Here is a 20087-nt window from a genome sequence, read left to right on the forward strand (position 1 = left end):
ATCATGATGAGCGCATTCACGTACGATCTTAACGCGCTGCCGGCCGCCGTCATGATTTATGACCGCGATGAACGCCTGCAGGCCTGGAATCACAACGTGGCCCTTTTTTATCCGGTCATTACCCCGTGGCTAAAGGTGGGCACAACGCTTGAAGCGCTGGCGGAACGCTTTATCGACGCGGTTTACAACGTCGATCCCGGCCTTCGCCAGACGCTGCGCGAGTCGGTCGTGCGCAACTGTCGGCAGGATAAACACTGTGAGGTACGGCAGGCGGGCCAGCGGCGGATCTTCGTGCAGCATCAGCGCCTTGCGGACGGCGGCATTGTCAGCCTGCACAGCGATATCACGGAGCTGGATGAAGCGCAGCGGGCGCGCCACCAGCTGCACGACGATTTTCTGCTGACGGCGGAATCCATCCACATTGGGATCTGGGACTGGCAGGTTTCCGGCGACGCGCTACAGGTGAACGACACCCTGCTTGCCATGCTGGGCCAGTCGCGAACGCAGTGGCAATATCCGGTGCGTTTTTTGCTCAACCAGGTTCATGAAGACGATCTCGCCGCGCTGCGAAAAGCGCTTCACGCCTCGAAGCAGGATCACCGCCCGGTCTTTGAGTGTGAAATTCGCGTGCATCACCCCAGCGAAGGATTGCGCTGGATGATGCTTTCCGGGCAGGTGGTCACGCTCTCCATTGAGGGAAACGCCGAGCGCGTTATTGGCACCCTACAGGATATTACGCGGCGTAAAGAGGCTGAAATACTGGCCATCAACGCCGCCCAGGACGCGAGGAAGGCCAACGAGGCGAAAAGCGCGTTTCTGGCGAACATGAGCCATGAAATTCGCACGCCGATGAACGGCATTATTGGCATGACCCAGCTGTGCCTGGATACCGCCCTCAGCGCCGACCAGCGTGACTACCTGACGCTGGTCATGAGTTCAGCGCAGTCTTTGCTGCATATCATCAACGATATTCTCGACTTTTCCCGCATTGAAGCCGGCAAAGTGGAGCTGGAGGCAGAGCCGGTCTCGGTTCGCCCGTTTATTCAGTCGCTTATTCGCCCGCACATGCCGGGCGCGAGCGAAAAAGGCATTGAGCTTCTGGTGGATATTGCCCCCGACGTCCCCGACGTGCTGATAGTCGATGGCGCCCGGCTGCGTCAAATCCTGACCAATCTGCTGGGCAACGCGCTGAAATTTACGCACCACGGGGAAGTCATCCTGGTTGTTGAGCCCGGCGATAGCGAGAGCCACTGGCGTTTTCGGGTGCGCGACAGCGGAATAGGTATCCCCGCCGATAAGCAGAAGGCCATTTTTGAAGCCTTCAGCCAGGCGGATAACTCAACCACCCGCCGCTACGGCGGCACGGGGCTCGGGCTAACCATCTCGGCGCGGCTGGTAGCGGCGATGGGCGGCGAGTTAACGGTCACCAGCGAGCCGGGGAAAGGCAGCGAATTTTCGTTCTTCCTGCCGCTTGCCACGCAGTTTCTTGCCCCGGAGGAACGCCCGCACAGCCATCGCTTTAACGGTGAGCCCGTGCTGGTCGTGGATGATAACGAAACGAATCTGCGCCTGCTGGCCGCCATGCTCAGCCAGATGGGGCTGAAACCCACCTGCGTCAACAACGCCAGCGAGGCCATTAATCGGGTTACCGCTGGACCGTCCTGGCCGCTGATCCTGCTGGACGCACAGATGCCGGAGATGGACGGCGTGTCTCTGGCCCTTGAGCTTTCGGTTCTGCCGCAGGTTACCGATAGCCATATCATTATGCTGAGTTCCATGAGCCGGCATTTTGATATCAATATGCTCAAGCGGATCGGGATCAAAAACTATCTGCATAAGCCTATCGCCCAGGACGAGCTGCATCAGGCTATTGCCGCGGCGTTTGAACGTTCGCCGAAAACCGTGGGTGAAACTGCGTCTGCAACGGTCGCCGCGACTGGCGCGGCGGGACTGCGGATCCTGCTGGCTGAAGATAACCTGGTCAATCAGAAGGTCGCCGCGCGCCTGCTGGAGCGGCTCGGCCATACCTGTCAGATCGTCGACAACGGCGTCGCGCTGCTTGAACGCTGGCGCGCGGGCGCGTGGGACATTTTGCTGATCGATCTTCAGATGCCGGAGATGGACGGTGAGACCGCCATTCGCCTGCTTCGCGAGGAGGAACGCTCCCGCCCCGGACCGGCTCAACCCACCGTCGCCATGACCGCACACGCCATGCAGGGGGATAAAGAGCGCTGTCTTAACATGGGCTTCGACGGCTACATTGCCAAACCCATCAGCCACGAGCGCCTCGCTGAGGAGATTGCCCGCGTACTGCCGCGCCACGATGAACCCTTCGCCTTCCCGGATGAAGCGCGCCTGCTGAAGCAGTGCGCCGACGACCCGGCCCTGGTTCAGGAGCTGCTATCCCTGTTTGGCGAAGGGCTGGAGGAGGCCATGAACGCTATCAGCCGGGCTATAGACAGCGATGACCGTGAAGCGCTGCGGCGCGCGGCCCACAAGCTGCGCGGGGAAGCCGTCACGCTGGATTTCGGGCCACTCGCCCGGCAGCTGCAGGCGCTGGAGAGTGAGGCGCACGCGCTGGAGCGGCAACAGCTTGCGACGCTAAACCAGCGTCTTCAAAAGGAATCGCTGCGCCTGACGGCGTGGCTCAACGCGCGCGGGGTAAACGAACCATGACACGTAGCTGCGCGCTGCTCTTTGCGTTGTTTATCCCACCGCTGGCGGCGAACCCGTTACCGGTTAGCTGGTCTCTGGCGGGCACCTGGCAGGTTCAGGACGCCAACGACCCTGCGCCTCCTCCCGCGACAGGCTGGAGCCCGATTAAGGTCCCCGCCAACTGGTACAGCGCCGGGTACGATCGCCAGGGGGCGCTCTGGTATAAGCACGCGTTTTCCCTGCCCGCGCAGCCGCCCGACGTGATGAGCACTCTGGTGTTTGACGGCGTCGATTACCTGGCGGATGTCACGCTGAACGGCCAGCCGCTGGGCAAGCATGAGGGCTATTTCCAGCGCTTTTCGCTGGACGCCAGCGCTGCGTTACAACGTCACAACCGGCTCGTGGTCAGAGTGGATAGCCCTTACGAAGATCCGCACAAGGTCTGGCCGCTGCATAAAACGGCCATGAAGGGAATTCTTAATCAGCATGACACGCGTCCCGGAGGCGCCTGGTCGCCGGAAGGACAGGATGCCAACTCAGGCGGCATCTGGGCGCCGGTCAGGCTGCATCTTAGCCGGGGCGCCACCCTTGATGAGCTCATCCTGCGGCCCGACTGGTCGCAGGGGCTGGCGCACCCGACGTTGAAGGCTGAGATTCGCTATCGCGCACTCCACAAGGGTCAGGCTACTCTGCGTCTCGCCGCTACGCCAGCAAACTTCAGCGGCAGACGCTTTCTGGCAGACTTTCCGGTGGCCCTCGAAAGCGGCGCCCATTCCGCACAGGTAACGCTGCCCATGCCGGGGGCGAAACTGTGGTGGCCCGTCGGCACGGGAAAACCCCACCTGTATCACGTTCGCGCGTCGCTGCGGGACGAAATCGGCCTGATGGATACGGCGGTCACCCGCACCGGGCTGCGCAAGATCGTTGAGCAACCCGACAATAAAGGCTGGCTCATTAACGACCGGCGCCTTTTCATTAAGGGCAGCAATTACATCGGTTCCCCCTGGCTCGGCACCATGACGCGAGAGAAATATCGTCGCGATTTGCGGCTGGTAAAAGCCATGAACGCCAACGCCATACGCGTGCACGGACACGTTGCCGGGCGCGCGCTGTATGACGTTGCAGATGAGACGGGCATGATGATCTGGCAGGATGTTCCGCTGCAGTGGGGCTACGACAGCAGCGACGCCTTTACGCAAAATGCGGTGCGGCAGACGCGGGAAATGATGGAACAGTTCGGTAATTCTCCCGCCATCATTGTCTGGGGCGGGCATAACGAACCGCCCTGGAATTCGCCGTGGATGGAAAAACGCTTCCCGGACTGGAACAAAGACCTGAACCGCACGCTCACGCAGCGGGTGGCGGACACGCTTGCCGAAGATACCTCCCGCATCGTGCACCGCTTTTCCGCCGTTGAGGAGCATTACTGGGCGGGCTGGTATTTCGGTACCGTGCGCGACCTGCTGGCACCGGCCAAAACGGGGATCATTACCGAGTTCGGCGCGCAGGCGCTTCCCCGCCTGTCCACGCTAAAAACCATCATCCCAGCGTCGTACCTTTGGCCAAAAACCACCGCCGCCGACGATCCCGGCTGGACCGTCTGGAAATACCATAACTTCCAGCCCTTTCAGACGTTTAAATTTGCCGGTGTCCCGCGCGGAAACAACATTCAGGAGATGATCCGCAATACCCAGGCGTATCAGTCGCAGCTGGTGGCCACGGCAGCAGAGAGCTACCGCCGGCAGCGATACCAGCCGGTAACGGCGCTGTTCCACTTCATGTTTGTCGAAACCTGGCCCTCCATCAACTGGGGCGTGGTGGACTACCTGCGCAAGCCAAAAGCCGGTTTTTACGCCTTAAAACGCGCGTATCAGCCCATTCTGCCCTCCATTGAACCGGTCACCGCACAGTGGCAATCCGGCGCGGCGGCGACCGTACATCTGTGGGCCATCAACGACACCTGGAAACCGTGCCGTGAATGCCGTCTGACCTGGCGCATCACCCAGCGCGATAAGGTCCTGGAAAAGGGCACGATGACGATGACCATCGCTGCAGACTCGGGAACGAGGGTCAAAACGCTGACGGCCACGCCCGCGGGCCAGGATGACGTGTCGATTCGGTTCACGATTGAAAACAGTGCGGGGAAAATTATCGGTGAAAATCAGCGCACGGAGTCCGTTATAAAGTGAGCGAGGGGAAAAGGAAAATTGCCGCTTCCCCTGCTTTCTTGTACCCTTTCAGCGTTTACCCCATTCCCCTGAAAATCGAGACATCCGGACGCCTATGACTGCACATATTTCCAAAGATCCTTTGCATGGCGTAACGCTGGAGATGATGGTCAACGCCCTGGTGGCGAAATATGGCTGGAGCGAGCTGGGTGACCGAATCAAAATTAACTGTTTCAGAAAAGATCCCAGCGTTAAATCGAGCCTGAAATTTCTGCGCCGTACCCCGTGGGCGCGCGCGGAGGTTGAAGCCCTGTATCTGGACTCTCTCGACGATGAGTTGAGTACTGAACAGGAGGCGCCCGCCTTTAATCCCTGGGCCAACAGTCGGATTACAAAGAGCTAATACGCAAATGACGCGACACGTAAAACGGATTGGTGCGCTGGCTGGCTGCGCGCTTTTACTTGTGAGCTGCTCCTCAAAACCGCCAAAGTCACTGGTTACCCCTCTTCCCACCGCGAGCAAACCGACGCAGCAGGCAAACGAGCCGATGCGCGGGATCTGGCTGGCAACGGTCAGTCGTCTCGACTGGCCACCGGTGGCCTCGGTGAACGGCCGCAGCGCTGACCAGCGTATCGCAATGCAAAAGCAGGCGCTGACCAGCAAGCTCGACAACCTGAAGCACCTCGGCATTAACACGGTATTTTTCCAGGTGAAGCCGGACAGCACGGCGCTCTGGTCATCAAAAATTTTACCGTGGTCGGATATGCTGACGGGCAACATCGGCGAGTACCCGGGATACGACCCGCTACAGTTTATGCTCGATGAAGCGCACAAGCGCGGCATGAAGGTGCATGCCTGGTTCAATCCGTACCGCGTGTCAACCAACACGAAGCCGTCAACCATCGCCGCCCTGAACCGGACGTCATACCAGACCCCGTCCAGCGTCTATGTCCAGCACCCGGAGTGGGTGCGCGTCTCGGGCGACCGCTTTGTGCTCGACCCGGGCATTCCGGAAGTTCGCGACTGGATAACCCGGGTGGTGACCGAAGTGGTGGCGAACTACCCGATAGACGGCGTGCAGTTTGACGATTACTTCTATACCGAAACGCCCGGCTCAGCGCTCAATGACGCGCAGACCTGGCGGCAGTACGGCCAGGGATTTGCCTCAAAAGCCGACTGGCGCAGACACAACACGCAGCAGCTGATCGTCCAGGTTTCCCGGGCGATTAAACAGACAAAGCCCGGCGTGGAGTTCGGCGTCAGCCCGGCGGGCGTGTGGCGTAACCGCTCGTTTGACCCGGCAGGCTCCGACACCCGCGGCGCCGCGGCCTATGATGAATCCTACGCCGACACGCGTCAGTGGGTGCAGCAGGGCCTGCTGGACTACATCGCTCCGCAGATTTACTGGCCGTTCTCGCGAGATGCCGCGCGCTACGACGTGCTGACCAGGTGGTGGGCCGACGTGGTGAAGCCGACCCACACTCGCCTGTATATCGGCATTGCATTCTACAAGGTGGGCGAGCCGTCGAAAAATGAGCCGGACTGGACGGTTCAGGGCGGCGTGCCGGAGCTGAAAAAGCAGCTCGACCTCAACGATTCGCTGCCCAACGTCAACGGCACCATCCTGTTCCGGGAAGATTACCTGAACCAGCCGCAGACGCAGCAGGCGGTGAACTACCTGAAAGGACGCTGGGGCAGCTAGGTGAATGTCAGGCAGAAACGCCCTGTTTCTGCCTGTTTTTTTTTACGGCTTCGGCCCGAACATCGCCTCAAGCTGCTGCGCATCCGGCATACCGACCACCTGCTGCAGCTCATTTTCCGCATTCATGTAATAGATGGCCGGCGTGGCATTAGCGCCCAGGCTGTCCATCAGCGCCTGGTGCTTCTGCAGTATCGCTACCGTTTCGCGGGAAGCCTCGCCCTCTGGCTTCGGTAACTTTTTCCCACCGGAAAGCTCGTATTCGCGCCAGGCAGAGACCGGATCCTTCGCATTCAGGATCGCGGCGGCGTTACGTCCGCTGTTGGGGTTGAGAAACGCCACCAGCAGCGTGTTGAGCTGAACCTTACCGGCCTTCACCCACGGCTGCGCCTCGGACCAGAACTGCTTGCAGTACGGGCAGAACGGATCGGCGAAGACAAAAACTTTACGCGGGGCGTTATCCGCCCCTTCCTTCAGGGGATGCGCCGCGTTGAGCGTCTTCCACATTTCGCGTCCCATCGGGGCGTAGATCTCTTTCTGGAAAATCCCTTCGCTGAGGTTTTTTCCCTTATCATCGTACAGATAGCCTGAGATGACGTGCTTGCCGTCCGGCGTTAAAAACAGCGTGACGCCCATGTCCTGAAACTGCCCCAGCCAGGCTGGCGCACCGCCGGGTACATCCAGCTTCTTGATGATTTTAATGTTCTGCTGCTCGCTGAAGTGCTTCACCACGTCCGGTATGGCTTCAGCGGCCTGTACCAGCCCTGACGTCGCCAGCGCCGAAAGTAACAGTAATTTTTTCATTTCCCTCTCCGGTTTGTCGGGGGCATTACGCCCCCTTCAGGTTAGCGGTTTTTCAGTGCGTCGCTGACCATTTCATCGAACTGCTCAAAAGGCACCCAGCCGGGAAGCAATCCCTCGCCGATAAGCGTGGCGGGCGTTCCCTGGATCCCCATTTTTTCCGCGACGATCGTGCTGCGCCTGATCGTCAGCAGGCTCTCGTCATCCGGCGCCGTGACGCTCACGCCCGCCCGCTTCTGCGCCTCCTGAATGCTGGCGTCATCGTGGTAGCCCTTCTTCGCCATCAGGGTGTGGTTCAGCTTCATAAACTGCCCGGGATCCTGACGCCAGAGCGTTAACGCATCCCGCGCCGCGGTCAGCGAACTTTCCGAGCGGAAAGGTAAAAACTTAAAGACCACCGCCACGTCCGGGTATTTTTCGACAATCTTCTCCAGGTACGGATCGAATTTTTTACAGTACGGACAGTTGTAGTCGGTGAACACCACCAGGGTCAGCCTGGGGTTTTTCGCGCCGATGCGCGGGGAGTTTGGATCGTTAAACAGAAAATCATACACCATCTTCTGCGCGCGCTGTTCCTGGTCCGGCGTCAGCGGCTCGGCCGCGAATACCTGAACCGGGGCCAGCAGGAGCAGAAGCGTAATAAGGAATTTTTTCATAGCACGGTTAGCCTTTTGCGTTGTTCAGGGTGGTGACCAGGGTGCGCTTGTCCAGCAGCGGCGAGAGGATTTCGCCATCAGGCAGGCCGGGGCCATACACCGCGTTAAACGGAATGGCGTAGCGGTTTCGCTTCGCCAGAAAATCGGCAATCATTGCAGAAGGCTGGCTCCAGTCTCCGCGCAGGGCCACCACGTCCGGCTGGTGCAGTGCGGCAATGATGTCCGGCTGATTGAGCACCCGATGCTCGTTCACCTTACAGGTCACGCACCAGTCGGCAGAGATATCCACAAACACCCGCTTCCCCTGCGCCAGCGCGTGCCCGATGGCCTCCTCGCTGAGCGGCTGCCACGGGATGGCCTGCGCGGTATTTTGCGCCGGCGCGTCGGGCGGCGCGTTAAGCAGCCCGCGCACCTGATACCCGCCGAACGCCGACAGCGCGATGACCACGAGCCAGAACAGCGGCGAGGACGCCTGACGCTTCATAACGAACAGCGTCAGCGCAACGGCGACCAGAACCAGCATCACGACCTGCGTGACCGCCTCGCCCAGATGCAGGCTCAGCAGCGATGCCAGCCAGAAGCTGGAGGCCAGCATCATCAGGCCGAGAACGACTTTCAGCGTGTTCATCCAGCGCCCGGGTTTAGGCAGCAGCAGGGCCGTTTTCGGCACCAGCGCGACAAACAGCCACGGCAGGCTCATGCCCAGACCGAGCATCAGGAAGATGAGCCACAGGGCGTGCAGCGGCGCGCCAAGGGCAAAGGCGACCGCGGTACCAAGGAACGGCGCGGAGCACGGAGTAGCCAGCAGCGTGGCGAACATCCCTTCGCAGAAGCTGCCGCCAATCCCCGTTCCCCCTGCCGCTGCCAGCCGTCCTGCGGCGGCTGAGGGCAGCAGCATCTCAAAGGTTCCAAACAGGTTCAGCGCAAACAGGAAGGTGACGGCGACCATCAGACCGATAAACCACGGATTCTGGAACTGAATGCCCCACCCCAGCGACGCGCCGGCCAGCTTAAGCGCGGTGACCATCGCGGCCAGCAGCATAAAGGAGGTCACGATCCCGGCGCTGGTGGCCAGAAAGCGCAGCCTAATCGTACGGCTGTCCGAGCCCGCGTGGAGGATGCTGTTTAGCTTCATGCCCATCACCGGCAGTACGCAGGGCATCAGGTTCAGGATCAGCCCGCCCAGCAGCGCAAAGAGCACCATTTTGCCGGTCCCGCCAGGCGCAGAGGGTGCGTCAGGCGTTGCCCCAACGGTGAGTGAGGTTTGCTGCGCCCGGTCGCCGTTGGTCAGCACGAACGAAAGGGCTTTGCCCTCCAGGGAGGCGGGCTTATCGCCCCATTCATCGGTAACGGGCACCGTTACCCGAAGCCGGTTGCCGTCGTGGGTAATGACCGGCTCGCCGGGCAGAATATCGCCCTCCAGCGGGTCAAAGTAGATCCCCGGATTATCCCATTTCCCGTCCGTCGTTCCCGTCACCACCAGGCTGCCGTCAGAGAGCCAGGCGGACAAATCGGCAGCAACGCCCGACGTGCCCGGCACGGCGCGCATTGCTTGCTCGAAGGCGCTGCGGAAGCCGTCATCCACCGGCTGGGTAAAATCGAGGTGCAGCGGGTAGTCCGTCAGCAGGCAGACGTTACTGCAGGTGGAGAGCGTGAGCGTTCCGTCGAGCGCGTCGCCCTTCACCCCGTCGAGCATAATCGGGATTTGCACCCTATCGTGATAGCCCTGCGTGGTCATGCCGGAGATATCGAAGCGCGACGGGACCGGCCAGGACCAGCTATCCGTTACGCCTGCCGGCCAGCTGATTTTCGGCGCCACGCCGCCCTCGCCCGGCGATCGCCAGTAGGTTTTCCAGCCGGGCTTTAGCTCAACGGTGAGCAGGCCTTTAATGTGCGTTTGCTCCCTCTCCGCCTGAAGGCGGATGCGGGCGTGATCGTTTTTTGGGGAAACCAGCCAGCCCGTGTCCGCCGCATGGGCAATGCCGATGCAGGACAGCCACAGGAAGACGAATCCCCTGAAGAGGTTAACCATGTTTTACTCCGTGAACAGTGAAAAATTATCGTGCGGTGACGATGATTTTCATTCACGGAAAACGCAGTTTTTCAGGTGTATTCGGGGAGGCGGAGCCTGAACGGGCTGTTCTGCGGGAGCAAATGCCCGCCCTTGCGTAAAGAGCTGCAGCAGCGCGAAGAAGATAATAATGGCCGGTAGCGCACCGTCGAAGAACAGCGGCTGCGCGCAAAGCAGCGAGTGTGCGCCCAGCTGACAGGGCGACGGGCCGGATTGTTCAGTGCTGCTGCTTTGAGCCGGGGCATCTGCCACCAGAGAAATCTGCGGATCCAGTCCCTGTAAAAAATGGTTGAGATACACCGCCTTCTGCACGAGGCAAATTGCCATCGCGAGACAGGTGACGATCAAAAGCCATTTTCCGAGGAGCTGACGGTTGCGCATAACATTCCAGAGTAACAAGACGCCCCGATCATAAACGATAGTGATGAATCTACAAGTGCCGGAAGTGTAAGGTTTTGTCTGTCGCCGCTATTCGCCCGTGAGGGCGTCATAGACGTCCCGCAGCCGCGTGCGCAGAAACAGTACCGCCTTGTGCTTGCGGGATAACAGCGCCTGTTCGCTGGCGCCGGTCTCCTCTGCCAGCATTTTAATGCTGTAGCCGTGGAGTTCGGTCTTCTCAAACACCTCGCGCTGCGGCGGCGGCAGTTCAGACAGCGCCTGCCCCAGTTCTTCCCACAGCAGCGTCTTGAGGTACTCCTCATCCGGCGTGTGCGGTACGCCGAACAGGGTTTCGGCCAGCTCGTCCTCCGGAAAACCCTCTTCGTCATCGCCCGTAAAATAGCCGGAGAGCGACACCTCGCGCTTTTTACGCGCCCGGTCGGTCATCTCGTTACGCGCCGCGCGGAACAGCCAGGCGGCAACGTTTTCGACCGGCTGCTCCACTTTCATCAGCTGATACGTCACTTCCTGCAAAATGTCGTCGGCATCATCGCGGACGGACGTCCGCCCGCGAATGAAGGCTTTCAGCCGGGCGCGGCAGGCATTGAGCGCCGACATCAGCATGGATCCGCCCGCCTCCCCGGCTTTCATCTCGCTCACTCTGCTTCCGGCGTTTTTGGCGTAGCGTCATCGCGTTTTTCGTCACGATGACCATGCCAGCCGCAGTGGCCACGACCGTGGCGACCGAACCCTTCGCGACGTTGCTGAATAAACGCCTCGCGCTGTTCGGGCGTCATGTTCATCCAGCGCTCGTGCATCCGGCGGTGCGCACCAAACATCCCGGGGCGGAAACCTAACCCGCCAAACAGAATGCGGCTCAGCACCAGAATGCCCAGCGCCTGCCAGAATCCAATGGCCTTAACGCCGAGGATGGCTGGGAGCAAGGCGTTCCACAGAGACATCACCAGCAGGCCGAGCACGATGAAAATCACCGCGCCGATGACTAAGCCCTTGCCCATACGGTGGCGACCAAATCCGCGCCCGTGACCTCTGCCGTGCATATCAAAATCTCTCATGGTGTTTACCTCGTTTACAGTAACTGATTATGGCTTGTGATGAGGTAGACGGATGAGGAGTCAAAATATTGTCAGGAAAAATAAAAAATGTTCGGACCCACATAACCAGATTTGCAGCCTGATATCGCTGTATTGACACATCCGGCGGATAAATTAGCATCAGTATTGTATTAAGATAGAGCCAGTTTTCTGCGTACTAAAGCGCCAATCAGAATATGTATTCTATTTAACATCATAAAACACTCCACAGTTATAATTTCCATATGAAATTGAAAGTCATGCTAACTATATTTCTCTGGAAAAAGCGCCTTCAAAGTTGCATTAACATTCTTCCTCAACTCATGATTATCAGAAATATTTTCGATCAACATATTACATGCAACAGAGGCACCATGTAAGTCAGGATAGATAGTAGAGCCGATTATGTTCATAAGTTTCAGATCATTAATTGCATCTAATCTGTAATCATCCTCAACATGCAATTTTATAAGGTAGCTTTCTAATTCCTTATCTATTAACCAAGCCTCCAGATCAGTATTAGTTGGTGTTTTTGTAAACAAACCTGCCTGCGCAATGATTCGATTATTATCATCTTGCAATGGTTGAATAAACTTAAACTCATCAGACAGGTCCATTTCTTGAATTTTTTTCTCAAGATTTAATCTATCTAAAGCAAAAATAGTACGCCAACCACTTGAACATGTATTGACCTTTTCATACGCAAAATATGCTGCAATATAAGGTGATTCACTCCAGTCCAAAAGAGGTGTACATAGGCCATAATGTTGTCCAAGACACCATATTTCCTCATCACTTAATTTAGAAGGATTACTCCCCCTTAACCCTCTAATCCTCATGCGAAAATTATCTTTCTGCATTTCCTCCAAGGCATGTGAATTAAAATCCCTTGAGATTTGCTGCACTAACCGAGTTAAAGTGCTTTCGAGTTTCCACTCTCGATCTGATTGACCTCTAAAAATATATCGGCTCACCCCACCGAACATTTGTCCAACTGTTTCTCTGAATTCAACCCAATCCCCAAGCTCAATTTCCTGTACCATCCTTTAAACTCCTTTATTACATTTAATTATTAACACTTATAGACAAAAAACGGCAAGATAAATTCATTTCAGAAAGTCGCATGACTGTGCTGCATCTTATATATTAATGCTTGCATTTACTAAAATCAATGAATACCCATCAAGGATTTTAAACATTATAATATAAAATAACACCCACCAATTTTTTACTGCTTATGCCACCTCAATTCTTCAACGGACAATACCACCTACATTATAAACAACATGTTTAATTAATCCAGTTAATTCCCATGTTTATACAGAGCTATATTTCAGTGCTTAAGCTAATAAAAGGCCCCCTGCGGAGCCTCCCTAATACAATCAAGCCTGCACCGGCAAACTAAAACTCGAAATACTCCGCGATAGCTGCTGCGCCTGCTCTTCCAGCGAGGCCGCTGCCGCGGCGGACTGTTGCACCAGCGCGGCGTTCTGCTGGGTCACGCCATCCATCTCGGTCACCGCCTGCCCGACCTGGCTTATCCCGCGACTCTGCTCTTCAGAGGCGACGGAGATCTGCTCCATCAGCGTATTCACTTTATTGACCGACGAAATAATCGAGTCAATCACCTCACCTGAACGGCTCACCAGCTCCGCACCGTTTTTTACGCTGGAAACCGACTGGGCAATCAGGCTCTCGATGTCCTTGGCCGCCACTGCGCTTTTCTGCGCCAGGGTGCGCACTTCGCTGGCTACGACCGCAAAGCCGCGCCCCTGCGTGCCGGCGCGTGCGGCTTCAACCGCCGCGTTCAGCGCCAGGATGTTGGTCTGGAAGGCGATGCTGTTAATTACGCTGGTAATGTCTTCGATGCGCTTCGAGTTCGCCGCGATGGTATTCATCGTGTCGATGACTTCGCGGGTCACCGCTTCACCGGTGTGGGCATTTTTCACCGCGTCCTGCACCAGTTTTCCGGCCTGATACACATTATCGGTATTGTTCGCCACCGTCGCGCTCAGCTCTTCCATGCTGGCCGCCGTCTGGGTCAGCGCGGAAGCCTGCTGCTCGGTGCGTGAAGCGAGGTCGATATTCCCGGAGGCAATCTCCTGGGCCGCGTGCGTCACGGTATGGCTGGCATCGCGCACCTGGGCGATGGTCGCAAGCAGCGCCTGACGCATCTGCTCCATCGAGCTCATCAGATGATCGATTTCGTTATGTGCGCTCCCCTTCACCGGCACCGGAATGTCCAGCTTGCCTGCCGCAATCTGGCTGCAGTGCTCGCGCGCCAGGTTTACCGGTGCAAAGACAAAGCGCTTCATCAGCAGGCTGACGGCGACAATCACCACCACAAACAGACAGGCGATAGCGGCAATAATCACCAGGCCGGAAACGAAGTTACTGCTCGCATCCTCGTTCAGGGTTTTGGCGTATTTCTGGTGGACGGAAAGCACCTGGTCGAGAACGATCTCGTACTGGCGGTCGAGGCGGGACACTTCCGGGATCAGCGCGTTAAATTTGGCGACATCGTGCGCCGCGGCGGCATCGATCAGCGGCGCCAGCCCCTGGTTGCGGTAGTTTTGCCAGGCATCCTGATAGGCACTCACCAGCGGGGCTTCATCCGTCAGACGCGGCGACGCCATAAAGGCCGCAAAGGCGTGGTCCGCTTTGGTCAGCGCCTCTTTTACTGCGGCAAGCTTCGTAGACTCGTCAGCCGAGTTGCCCGCTTCCACCATCTTCACATATTCCATCACCCGCACGCGCAGCGTACGGCTGTGGTTGATGGGGTCAATAATGGACAGCACAACCTGGATCTCTTTGTTCACGTTATCCAGGGAATTATTACTTTTAATAATGAGGCCAACGCTGGTGACGGTGCTGACAACAAAGAAGAAAAGCAGCGAGAACAGGACAATCAGGGACGACTTTTTCAACGACATAAACCAATACCTCAAGGAAAATTATTCCTTATGGTTATCGGCGCTTCCAAAACTTAAATTAATTAAAGTTATTGATGTATACCCAAAATAATTCGAGTTGCAGGAAGGCGGCAAGGGAACGAATCCCCGGGAGCGTACATAAGTACGTGACTGGGGTGAGTGAGTGCAGCCAACGCACCTGCAACTTGAAGTATGACGGGTATATCGATCCGGCCTATACCGCTGGCTTATAGCGTCGCTGCAGGGTGGCATCCAGCTTCCGCTGTAGCGGTTCCGGTGTCTCGCCCTCAATCAATTTGCTAATCAAATCAAAGCAGTGCCACGCCAGCTGGCGGTTATCCTGGCGGATGGTATCCACGGGGATCGTCAGCGAATCGTAGAGATAGTGATCGTCAAAACTGGCTAACCTGATATCGCTTTGCAACAGGTTATGTTGGCCCATATAGCGCAGCACCCCTTCCAGCAGCCCGCAGGCGGCAGCGAACAGCGCTTTCGGCGGACGCCCCAGGCGAGCGCAGAGTTCAGCAAACATCTCGTAACCGGAGCTCGGGTGATAGTTGCCGTGAATGATCCACTCCGGGCGCAGCGCTACGCCGGCGTCTCGCAGCCCTTGCTTAAACCCTTCCAGGCGGTCGCGCGTCGGGGACAGGCGGGGCTGCCCGCCGAGGAAGTAGAACTCATCGGGATGGAGGCGCGCAATGTCGGCCACCAGTGCCGCCGTCGGGGTAATGGAATCGGTGATGACCAGCGGCAGCGCGCTGTCGTTGATGTGACGGTCGAAAAGGACAACGGGCAGCTGCTCGCTCAGCTTGTGGTAGTCCGCATCGTTAAGCATGCTGGAGGCCACAATCAGGCCGTCCACCTGGCGCGCCACCATGTTGTTCACCACCACCGTCTCCTGCCCCGGGTTTTCATCGCTGCAGGAGATCAGCAGCTGAACGCCCGCCTCGCGGCACAGCGTTTCCAGCTCGTGAGAAAAGACGGCAAAACCGTAGTTGGTGATCTCCGGAACCACCAGACCAATAGTGTGGCTACGGTTATCGCGCAGCGACCGGGCGTGAATGCTGGGCTGATAGTGGTGCTCTTTTGCAATCGCCAGCACGCGCTCGCGCGTCTCTTCCGCCACGCGAAGCTCTTTGCTGCGCCCGTTCAGTACCAGGCTGGCGGTGGCTTTTGACACACCCGCCAGCTCCGCGATGTCTTTAATGGTGACGCGTTTTGTTTTTCTCACAACGACTTAGATCCGGCTGCCAAAACCCTCATTCTATCATGCAGGCGCGCAGCGACCAGTAGCGTAATGTGATGTCGGACGCACCTTCGAATCGCACCCGGGCCGGATGGTCAGGAAAATAGCGGCTGCTCATCACCCCTTCACCGTGATTGATGAATATTTCAACGCTGGAGCGGTCGCACAAGACGCGCAAATGACGGACGTCGCCCTGCCAGTAGCGGGTCAGCGTTTCGCCTGTTTTCAGGCTTGCGCGCTCCAGACGCACGCCCTGCTCATCGATGGTGAGACGCAGCGCGCCGGCAAAATCGACGCGCGCGCGCGATGCGCTCAGCTCAAACTCCAGGCGCGTCGCGTCCAGGTGTGGCGCGGCGCTGGCGTGCCCCTGCCAGTTGTGCTCTGCTTCGCGCAGCGCCGCCAGCTCGCGCACCGGGCTCTGCCAGAGCCTGCCGTCGCGGTAGCGTAATTCACGAGGACAGGTCATCTGGTGCATCCAGCCATGCGCCCGCGTGGGCTGAAGCATCTCTTCCCCGTCCGGTACGCCCATCCAGCCGATCAGAATGCGGCGGCCGTCTTCCGCCAGCGCCGTTTGCGGGGCGTAAAACTCAAAGCCCGCGTCCAGCTCGTGCAGCTCGCCGTGATCGAAGGTGGCACTTGTATAGTCAAACGCCCCGCTCATCCAGGTGGCCGGATAGGTGTTAAGGTAGCGATGCGGCTCGCGCGCCATCCCCTGCGGACAGCAGATCAAGACGTGCGTCCCGTCGAGCGCAAACAGGTCCGGACACTCCCACATGTACCCCGCATCCGTCAGGCCGTTGACGCCGTGACCGGCGATTTCCCCGCAGGACGTCCAGGCGCGCAGATCGGCTGACTTAAACAGCAGCACCTTGCCGCGCTTTTGCAGATCCTGCGCGCCGAGCACCATGTACCACATCCCGTCGTGCTGCCACACCTTCGGGTCGCGCACGTGTCCGGTGTAGCCCTCCGGCAGCGCCAGTACCGGGCCCAGCTTCGTAAAGGTCCCGTCCGGCTGTTCCACGGCCAGGCACTGCCAGGCGGTGCGGCTGCCGTCATCGAACTTGACGTTGCCGGTATAGCACAGGGTCAGAACGCCCTCGTTATCCACGGCGCTACCGGAGTAGCAGCCGTTGCGGTCATAGTTTTCATCGGGCAGCAGCGCCATCGGCTCATGCTGCCAGTGCACCAGGTCCGCAGAGCTCCAGTGCCCCCAGCACTTAAAGCGATGCTCGCAGCCCAGCGGGTTCCACTGATAGAACAGGTGGTAGCGGCCGGCAAACCAGATAAACCCGTTGGGATCGTTCATCAGCCCCGTCGCCGGCGCGGGGTGCCATTGCGGATAATGGCTGTCCGCGAGCGCCCGCGGCTGGCCTTGCATAACGGCCTGCAGGATCGCAGGCCAGCGGGAAGGTAACGTCATTATTCAGAGTCCGTTTTATATTTCAGCAGCAGTGAGACGGTAAACGCCACGCCGAAGGCAATCACCATGCCGATAATATAGTTGAGCAGCGAGCTGGCCTGCACGATGGCCATGCCAGGAATGGCGGTCAGCCCGACGGCGGTCATGTAGACATGCACCGATACCACCCAGGCCCCGCCCACCGCGCCGCCAATCAGCGCGGCGATAAACGGCTTAACAAAGCGCAGGTTGATACCAAAAATGGCCGCTTCGGTGATGCCCAGCATCGCAGAAAACGCCGACGGCAGCGTAATGGCTTTGATTTTGGCATCTTTGGTTTTGAACCACACCGCCAGGCAGGCGCCGCCCTGCGCCACGTTCGCCATGGCCCAGATAGGCAGCAGGAAGTTAACGCCAATCGACGGATTCCCCAGCAGCCCGGCCTCAATGGCGTGGAAGCTGTGGTGAATACCGGTGATCACAATCACCGAGTAAAGTCCGCCAAACAGCAGTCCTGCGAGCCAGCCCGCGTGGGCGATAAGGGTGCTGAGGATAAAGGAGATACCATCCCCCAGGGCGCGCCCCGCCGGGCCGATAATCAGCAAGGCGATAAACCCGGAGATCACGACGGTGAGGAACGGCGTCAGGATCAGGTCTAAGGCGTCCGGAATCACGCGGCGCAGGTTTTTCTCCACGATGCTCATAAACCAGACGGCCAGCAGCACCGGGAACACCGTGCCCTGATAGCCAATCATTGCAATCTCAAGGCCGAAGAAGTTCATGGTGTGGAAACCCGACGCCACGCCCCAGGCGTTGGTCAGCGCCGGGTGGGTCAGAATGCCGCCCAGCGTCGCGCCGAGATACGGGTTGCCGCCAAACTCGCGCGCAGCGGTAAAGCCGATCAGAATAGGCAGAATGATAAACGCCGCGGAGCTGCACATGTCCAGCATGATGTAGATAGCGTTATCCGCATTGACCCAGCCGTAGGTTTTCACCATGCCGAGCAGGCCCATCAGCAGACCGGACGCCACAATCGCCGGGATGATCGGCACAAAAATGTTGGAGAGCAGACGGGCAATGCGCTGGAACGGGTTCAGCTTGCGCGCCGCCAGGTCCGCGGCCTCAGATTTACTGGACTCGCTAATCCCCGCCGCCTGAATAAACGCGGCGTAAACCTTGTTGACCACGCCCGTACCAAAAATCACCTGCATCTGCCCGGCGTTGCGGAAGCAGCCTTTTACGCCGTCGATCTTGCCGATAGCCTGCTGGTCGGCCAGCGCGTCATCGACCAGCACCAGACGCAGACGCGTTGCGCAGTGCGCCGCGCTGGCGATGTTCTCTTTGCCACCGAGCAGCGGAATAAGCGCGCGGGCGATATTATCAAAATCCATAGATACCTCTGCCTGACTTCATTTTTTATGATGTTTGAACCGCTCCCGCCGGGCGGGAGCGGGATGGGTTAAAACCAGGTTTCCATCTGGATCCCAAAGTTCCATTCCCCGCCGGCGTTGAAGCCGCTGCTGCCAAAGGCATCATCGCTGGCGTAATTATCCAGTTTGCTGCTCCAGTCCATCCAGGTGGCAAACAGGCGCAGCTCGGGACGGCTAAAGAAGTCGCCGATCTTGCTCGCTTTTAGCGTGGGAGCAAAGGTCAGCTTGTAGAAACTGCCGTTGACGGCGTTCCGGTCCTTATAGCCTTCCGGATTTAAATCCATGTACTGATAGCTACCCTCAAACGCCAGCGCGAAATTCTGGGTGACCTCTTTAATCAGGCGGGTGTTGAGCGTTACCCACTCATAGCTATCGCCCTTGACGTAGCGATCTTTACTGCTTTGCGCCAGGACGGCAGGCGCAACGCTCCAGCCCCCGCCAACCGGCGTGACACCGTAACTTGCAAAGCGCCAGGTATCCGCTTCAGACAGCAAGGCGCCGTCGGAGCCGATGCTTTTGACCTCCGCCCCCAGCCCGTGACCATACAGCAGCGCCGTTTTGGCGGACCCTTCCCGCAGGCCGTAGAAGCTCTCATTATGCAGGCCCACCAGCGCATGAACGCCGGTATTGGCGGCATCCGTTTTAATGAGATCGCCGTTGGCGTCTTTGCGGTCGTCGTTATCTTTCGCGCGCAGGCCGCTCACCATCAGCTGGAACGGGCCGGCAAAGTGGTTCATGGTGAGGATATAGTTCTGAACGTTATTGTCGGTCTGCTCCACGCTGCCGAAGTTGCGGCCATAGAGGGAGAAGTTGCTGCGCAGCGAATCGTTCCATTTCACGTCGTAGACGCCGCCGCCGGTACCGGCCAGGAACACCACGTCGGAGTCTAACCAGTGAATGTCAAAGTTGTCGCGGTCAAAGCGCTTACCCGCCCAGAAGGTGCTGCCCTTCAGCGCGCCGGTAAAATCAGGCAGGTTGCCGAGCTCCGCGAAGGCCTGACGAATGTTGAGATCGCTGGTGTCGGCTGACCAGTCGTTATAGGTTCTCTGACCGTCGGCCAGCATCGCTTTGAAGCGGGTGGTCGCCCCGTTGTCCAGGGTTTGCTTGTGCTCCAGGTTCAGCTCAACGTAGGTATCGGCTTCGTTACCCAGACGCCCTACCGCACCGCCGGTTTCGCCGGCTGGCGTCAGGTAGGGACCGCTTTTGCTGCTGGAGGCCGCGTCATTCATCAGCAGGCCAGAACGGGCGTAGCCGTGGAACTCAAACCCGCTGCTTTGGTCTGCTTTCTTCTCCAGCGCGGTGGTGCGCTGCGCCACCTCCTGGGTTGTCGTTTGCGCCTGCTGCTGAGCGGCAACCAGCTGCTGCGTTTTTTGTTCTGCCGCCGTGGCGCGCTTCTCAGCTACCTGCGCACGCGTTTCCGCGTCCTGCAGGCGCTGCTCCATCGCGGCAAGACGCGCTTCAATAGTGGACATATCCGTCTGGGCAAAAACAGAGGTACTACCGGCCAGCATGCCTATCATCACGGCAAGTCTGCGTTTTTTATACATTTTGTCGCA

Annotated in this window: 16 protein-coding genes; 4 read left to right on the forward strand and 12 right to left on the reverse strand. The window is 58.4% G+C overall.

All coding sequences use genetic code 11. From position 1 onward, the window contains the following. Positions 1–3: 3 nt before the first annotated feature. The 4 genes from ACWHWP_RS12195 to ACWHWP_RS12210 all read left to right on the forward strand — a co-directional run bounded on the left by ACWHWP_RS12195 (position 4) and on the right by ACWHWP_RS12210 (position 6526). Entirely contained in the window at positions 4–2676 is a 2673-nt protein-coding gene (locus tag ACWHWP_RS12195) for a response regulator (RefSeq protein WP_447855687.1), read from the forward strand. Continuing rightward, complete coding sequence (locus ACWHWP_RS12200; RefSeq protein WP_447855688.1) at positions 2673–4844, forward strand: glycosyl hydrolase 2 galactose-binding domain-containing protein; 2172 nt, start codon at positions 2673–2675, stop codon at positions 4842–4844. Before ACWHWP_RS12195 ends, ACWHWP_RS12200 begins: the two co-directional genes overlap by 4 nt. A gap of 94 nt (positions 4845–4938) precedes the next feature. Beyond that, positions 4939–5226, forward strand: coding sequence for a VF530 family protein (locus ACWHWP_RS12205; protein WP_429052604.1), 288 nt, complete (start codon positions 4939–4941; stop codon positions 5224–5226). Between the two features lie 7 nt (positions 5227–5233). Beyond that, positions 5234–6526 carry a glycoside hydrolase family 10 protein gene (locus ACWHWP_RS12210; RefSeq protein ID WP_063956418.1) on the forward strand — a complete coding sequence of 431 codons (1293 nt, stop codon included), beginning with the start codon at positions 5234–5236 and terminating at the stop codon, positions 6524–6526. Positions 6527–6568: 42 nt separating this feature from the next. On the opposite strand, the gene dsbG is transcribed toward ACWHWP_RS12210, so the two are convergent. The 12 genes from dsbG to ACWHWP_RS12270 all read right to left on the reverse strand — a co-directional run bounded on the left by dsbG (position 6569) and on the right by ACWHWP_RS12270 (position 20078). Then, complete coding sequence (gene dsbG / locus ACWHWP_RS12215; RefSeq protein WP_063430084.1) at positions 6569–7327, reverse strand: thiol:disulfide interchange protein DsbG; 759 nt, start codon at positions 7325–7327, stop codon at positions 6569–6571. A gap of 41 nt (positions 7328–7368) precedes the next feature. Then, the gene (locus ACWHWP_RS12220; RefSeq protein WP_447855689.1) at positions 7369–7980 is read right to left on the reverse strand and encodes a DsbA family protein; all 612 of its coding nucleotides are present in this window, start codon (positions 7978–7980) and stop codon (positions 7369–7371) included. A 7-nt stretch (positions 7981–7987) separates the two neighbouring features. Continuing rightward, entirely contained in the window at positions 7988–10012 is a 2025-nt protein-coding gene (locus ACWHWP_RS12225) for a protein-disulfide reductase DsbD family protein (RefSeq protein ID WP_447855690.1), read from the reverse strand. 48 nt (positions 10013–10060) lie between these two features. Beyond that, entirely contained in the window at positions 10061–10432 is a 372-nt protein-coding gene (locus ACWHWP_RS12230; protein ID WP_059310024.1) for a hypothetical protein, read from the reverse strand. Positions 10433–10519: 87 nt separating this feature from the next. Further along, positions 10520–11080 (reverse strand): RNA polymerase sigma factor, encoded by a 561-nt coding sequence (locus ACWHWP_RS12235; protein WP_447856673.1) that lies wholly within the window; start codon positions 11078–11080, stop codon positions 10520–10522. Positions 11081–11085: 5 nt separating this feature from the next. Next, on the reverse strand, positions 11086–11505 hold the full coding sequence (locus tag ACWHWP_RS12240; protein WP_447855691.1) for a hypothetical protein: 420 nt from the start codon (positions 11503–11505) through the stop codon (positions 11086–11088). A 281-nt stretch (positions 11506–11786) separates the two neighbouring features. Beyond that, positions 11787–12566 (reverse strand): FRG domain-containing protein, encoded by a 780-nt coding sequence (locus tag ACWHWP_RS12245; protein WP_447855692.1) that lies wholly within the window; start codon positions 12564–12566, stop codon positions 11787–11789. 339 nt (positions 12567–12905) lie between these two features. Continuing rightward, positions 12906–14456: a methyl-accepting chemotaxis protein gene (locus ACWHWP_RS12250; RefSeq protein WP_447855693.1), complete on the reverse strand. Its 1551-nt coding sequence runs from the start codon at positions 14454–14456 to the stop codon at positions 12906–12908. 214 nt (positions 14457–14670) lie between these two features. Then, a complete protein-coding gene (locus ACWHWP_RS12255; RefSeq protein ID WP_047348449.1) occupies positions 14671–15687 on the reverse strand; it encodes a LacI family DNA-binding transcriptional regulator in 1017 nt (338 codons plus the stop codon). A gap of 28 nt (positions 15688–15715) precedes the next feature. Next, positions 15716–17122 carry a sucrose-6-phosphate hydrolase gene (locus ACWHWP_RS12260; protein ID WP_447855694.1) on the reverse strand — a complete coding sequence of 469 codons (1407 nt, stop codon included), beginning with the start codon at positions 17120–17122 and terminating at the stop codon, positions 15716–15718. Then, complete coding sequence (locus ACWHWP_RS12265; protein WP_063430068.1) at positions 17122–18492, reverse strand: sucrose-specific PTS transporter subunit IIBC; 1371 nt, start codon at positions 18490–18492, stop codon at positions 17122–17124. Before ACWHWP_RS12265 ends, ACWHWP_RS12260 begins: the two co-directional genes overlap by 1 nt. 68 nt (positions 18493–18560) lie before the next feature. After that, the gene (locus ACWHWP_RS12270) at positions 18561–20078 is read right to left on the reverse strand and encodes a carbohydrate porin (RefSeq protein WP_063430066.1); all 1518 of its coding nucleotides are present in this window, start codon (positions 20076–20078) and stop codon (positions 18561–18563) included. Positions 20079–20087 lie beyond the last annotated feature (9 nt).

Source organism: Enterobacter sp. WI-ESBL-E8, from assembly GCF_053364895.1.

Bases quoted from the DNA above. Each gene is read 5' to 3' on its own strand.
- ACWHWP_RS12195 (WP_447855687.1), top strand. From the start codon at position 4: ATGATGAGCGCATTCACGTACGATCTTAACGCGCTGCCGGCCGCCGTC.
- ACWHWP_RS12200 (WP_447855688.1), top strand. From the start codon at position 2,673: ATGACACGTAGCTGCGCGCTGCTCTTTGCGTTGTTTATCCCACCGCTG.
- ACWHWP_RS12205 (WP_429052604.1), top strand. From the start codon at position 4,939: ATGACTGCACATATTTCCAAAGATCCTTTGCATGGCGTAACGCTGGAG.
- ACWHWP_RS12210 (WP_063956418.1), top strand. From the start codon at position 5,234: ATGACGCGACACGTAAAACGGATTGGTGCGCTGGCTGGCTGCGCGCTT.
- dsbG (WP_063430084.1), bottom strand. From the start codon at position 7,327: ATGAAAAAATTACTGTTACTTTCGGCGCTGGCGACGTCAGGGCTGGTA.
- ACWHWP_RS12220 (WP_447855689.1), bottom strand. From the start codon at position 7,980: ATGAAAAAATTCCTTATTACGCTTCTGCTCCTGCTGGCCCCGGTTCAG.
- ACWHWP_RS12225 (WP_447855690.1), bottom strand. From the start codon at position 10,012: ATGGTTAACCTCTTCAGGGGATTCGTCTTCCTGTGGCTGTCCTGCATC.
- ACWHWP_RS12230 (WP_059310024.1), bottom strand. From the start codon at position 10,432: ATGCGCAACCGTCAGCTCCTCGGAAAATGGCTTTTGATCGTCACCTGT.
- ACWHWP_RS12235 (WP_447856673.1), bottom strand. From the start codon at position 11,080: ATGAAAGCCGGGGAGGCGGGCGGATCCATGCTGATGTCGGCGCTCAAT.
- ACWHWP_RS12240 (WP_447855691.1), bottom strand. From the start codon at position 11,505: ATGAGAGATTTTGATATGCACGGCAGAGGTCACGGGCGCGGATTTGGT.
- ACWHWP_RS12245 (WP_447855692.1), bottom strand. From the start codon at position 12,566: ATGGTACAGGAAATTGAGCTTGGGGATTGGGTTGAATTCAGAGAAACA.
- ACWHWP_RS12250 (WP_447855693.1), bottom strand. From the start codon at position 14,456: ATGTCGTTGAAAAAGTCGTCCCTGATTGTCCTGTTCTCGCTGCTTTTC.
- ACWHWP_RS12260 (WP_447855694.1), bottom strand. From the start codon at position 17,122: ATGACGTTACCTTCCCGCTGGCCTGCGATCCTGCAGGCCGTTATGCAA.
- ACWHWP_RS12265 (WP_063430068.1), bottom strand. From the start codon at position 18,492: ATGGATTTTGATAATATCGCCCGCGCGCTTATTCCGCTGCTCGGTGGC.
- ACWHWP_RS12270 (WP_063430066.1), bottom strand. From the start codon at position 20,078: ATGTATAAAAAACGCAGACTTGCCGTGATGATAGGCATGCTGGCCGGT.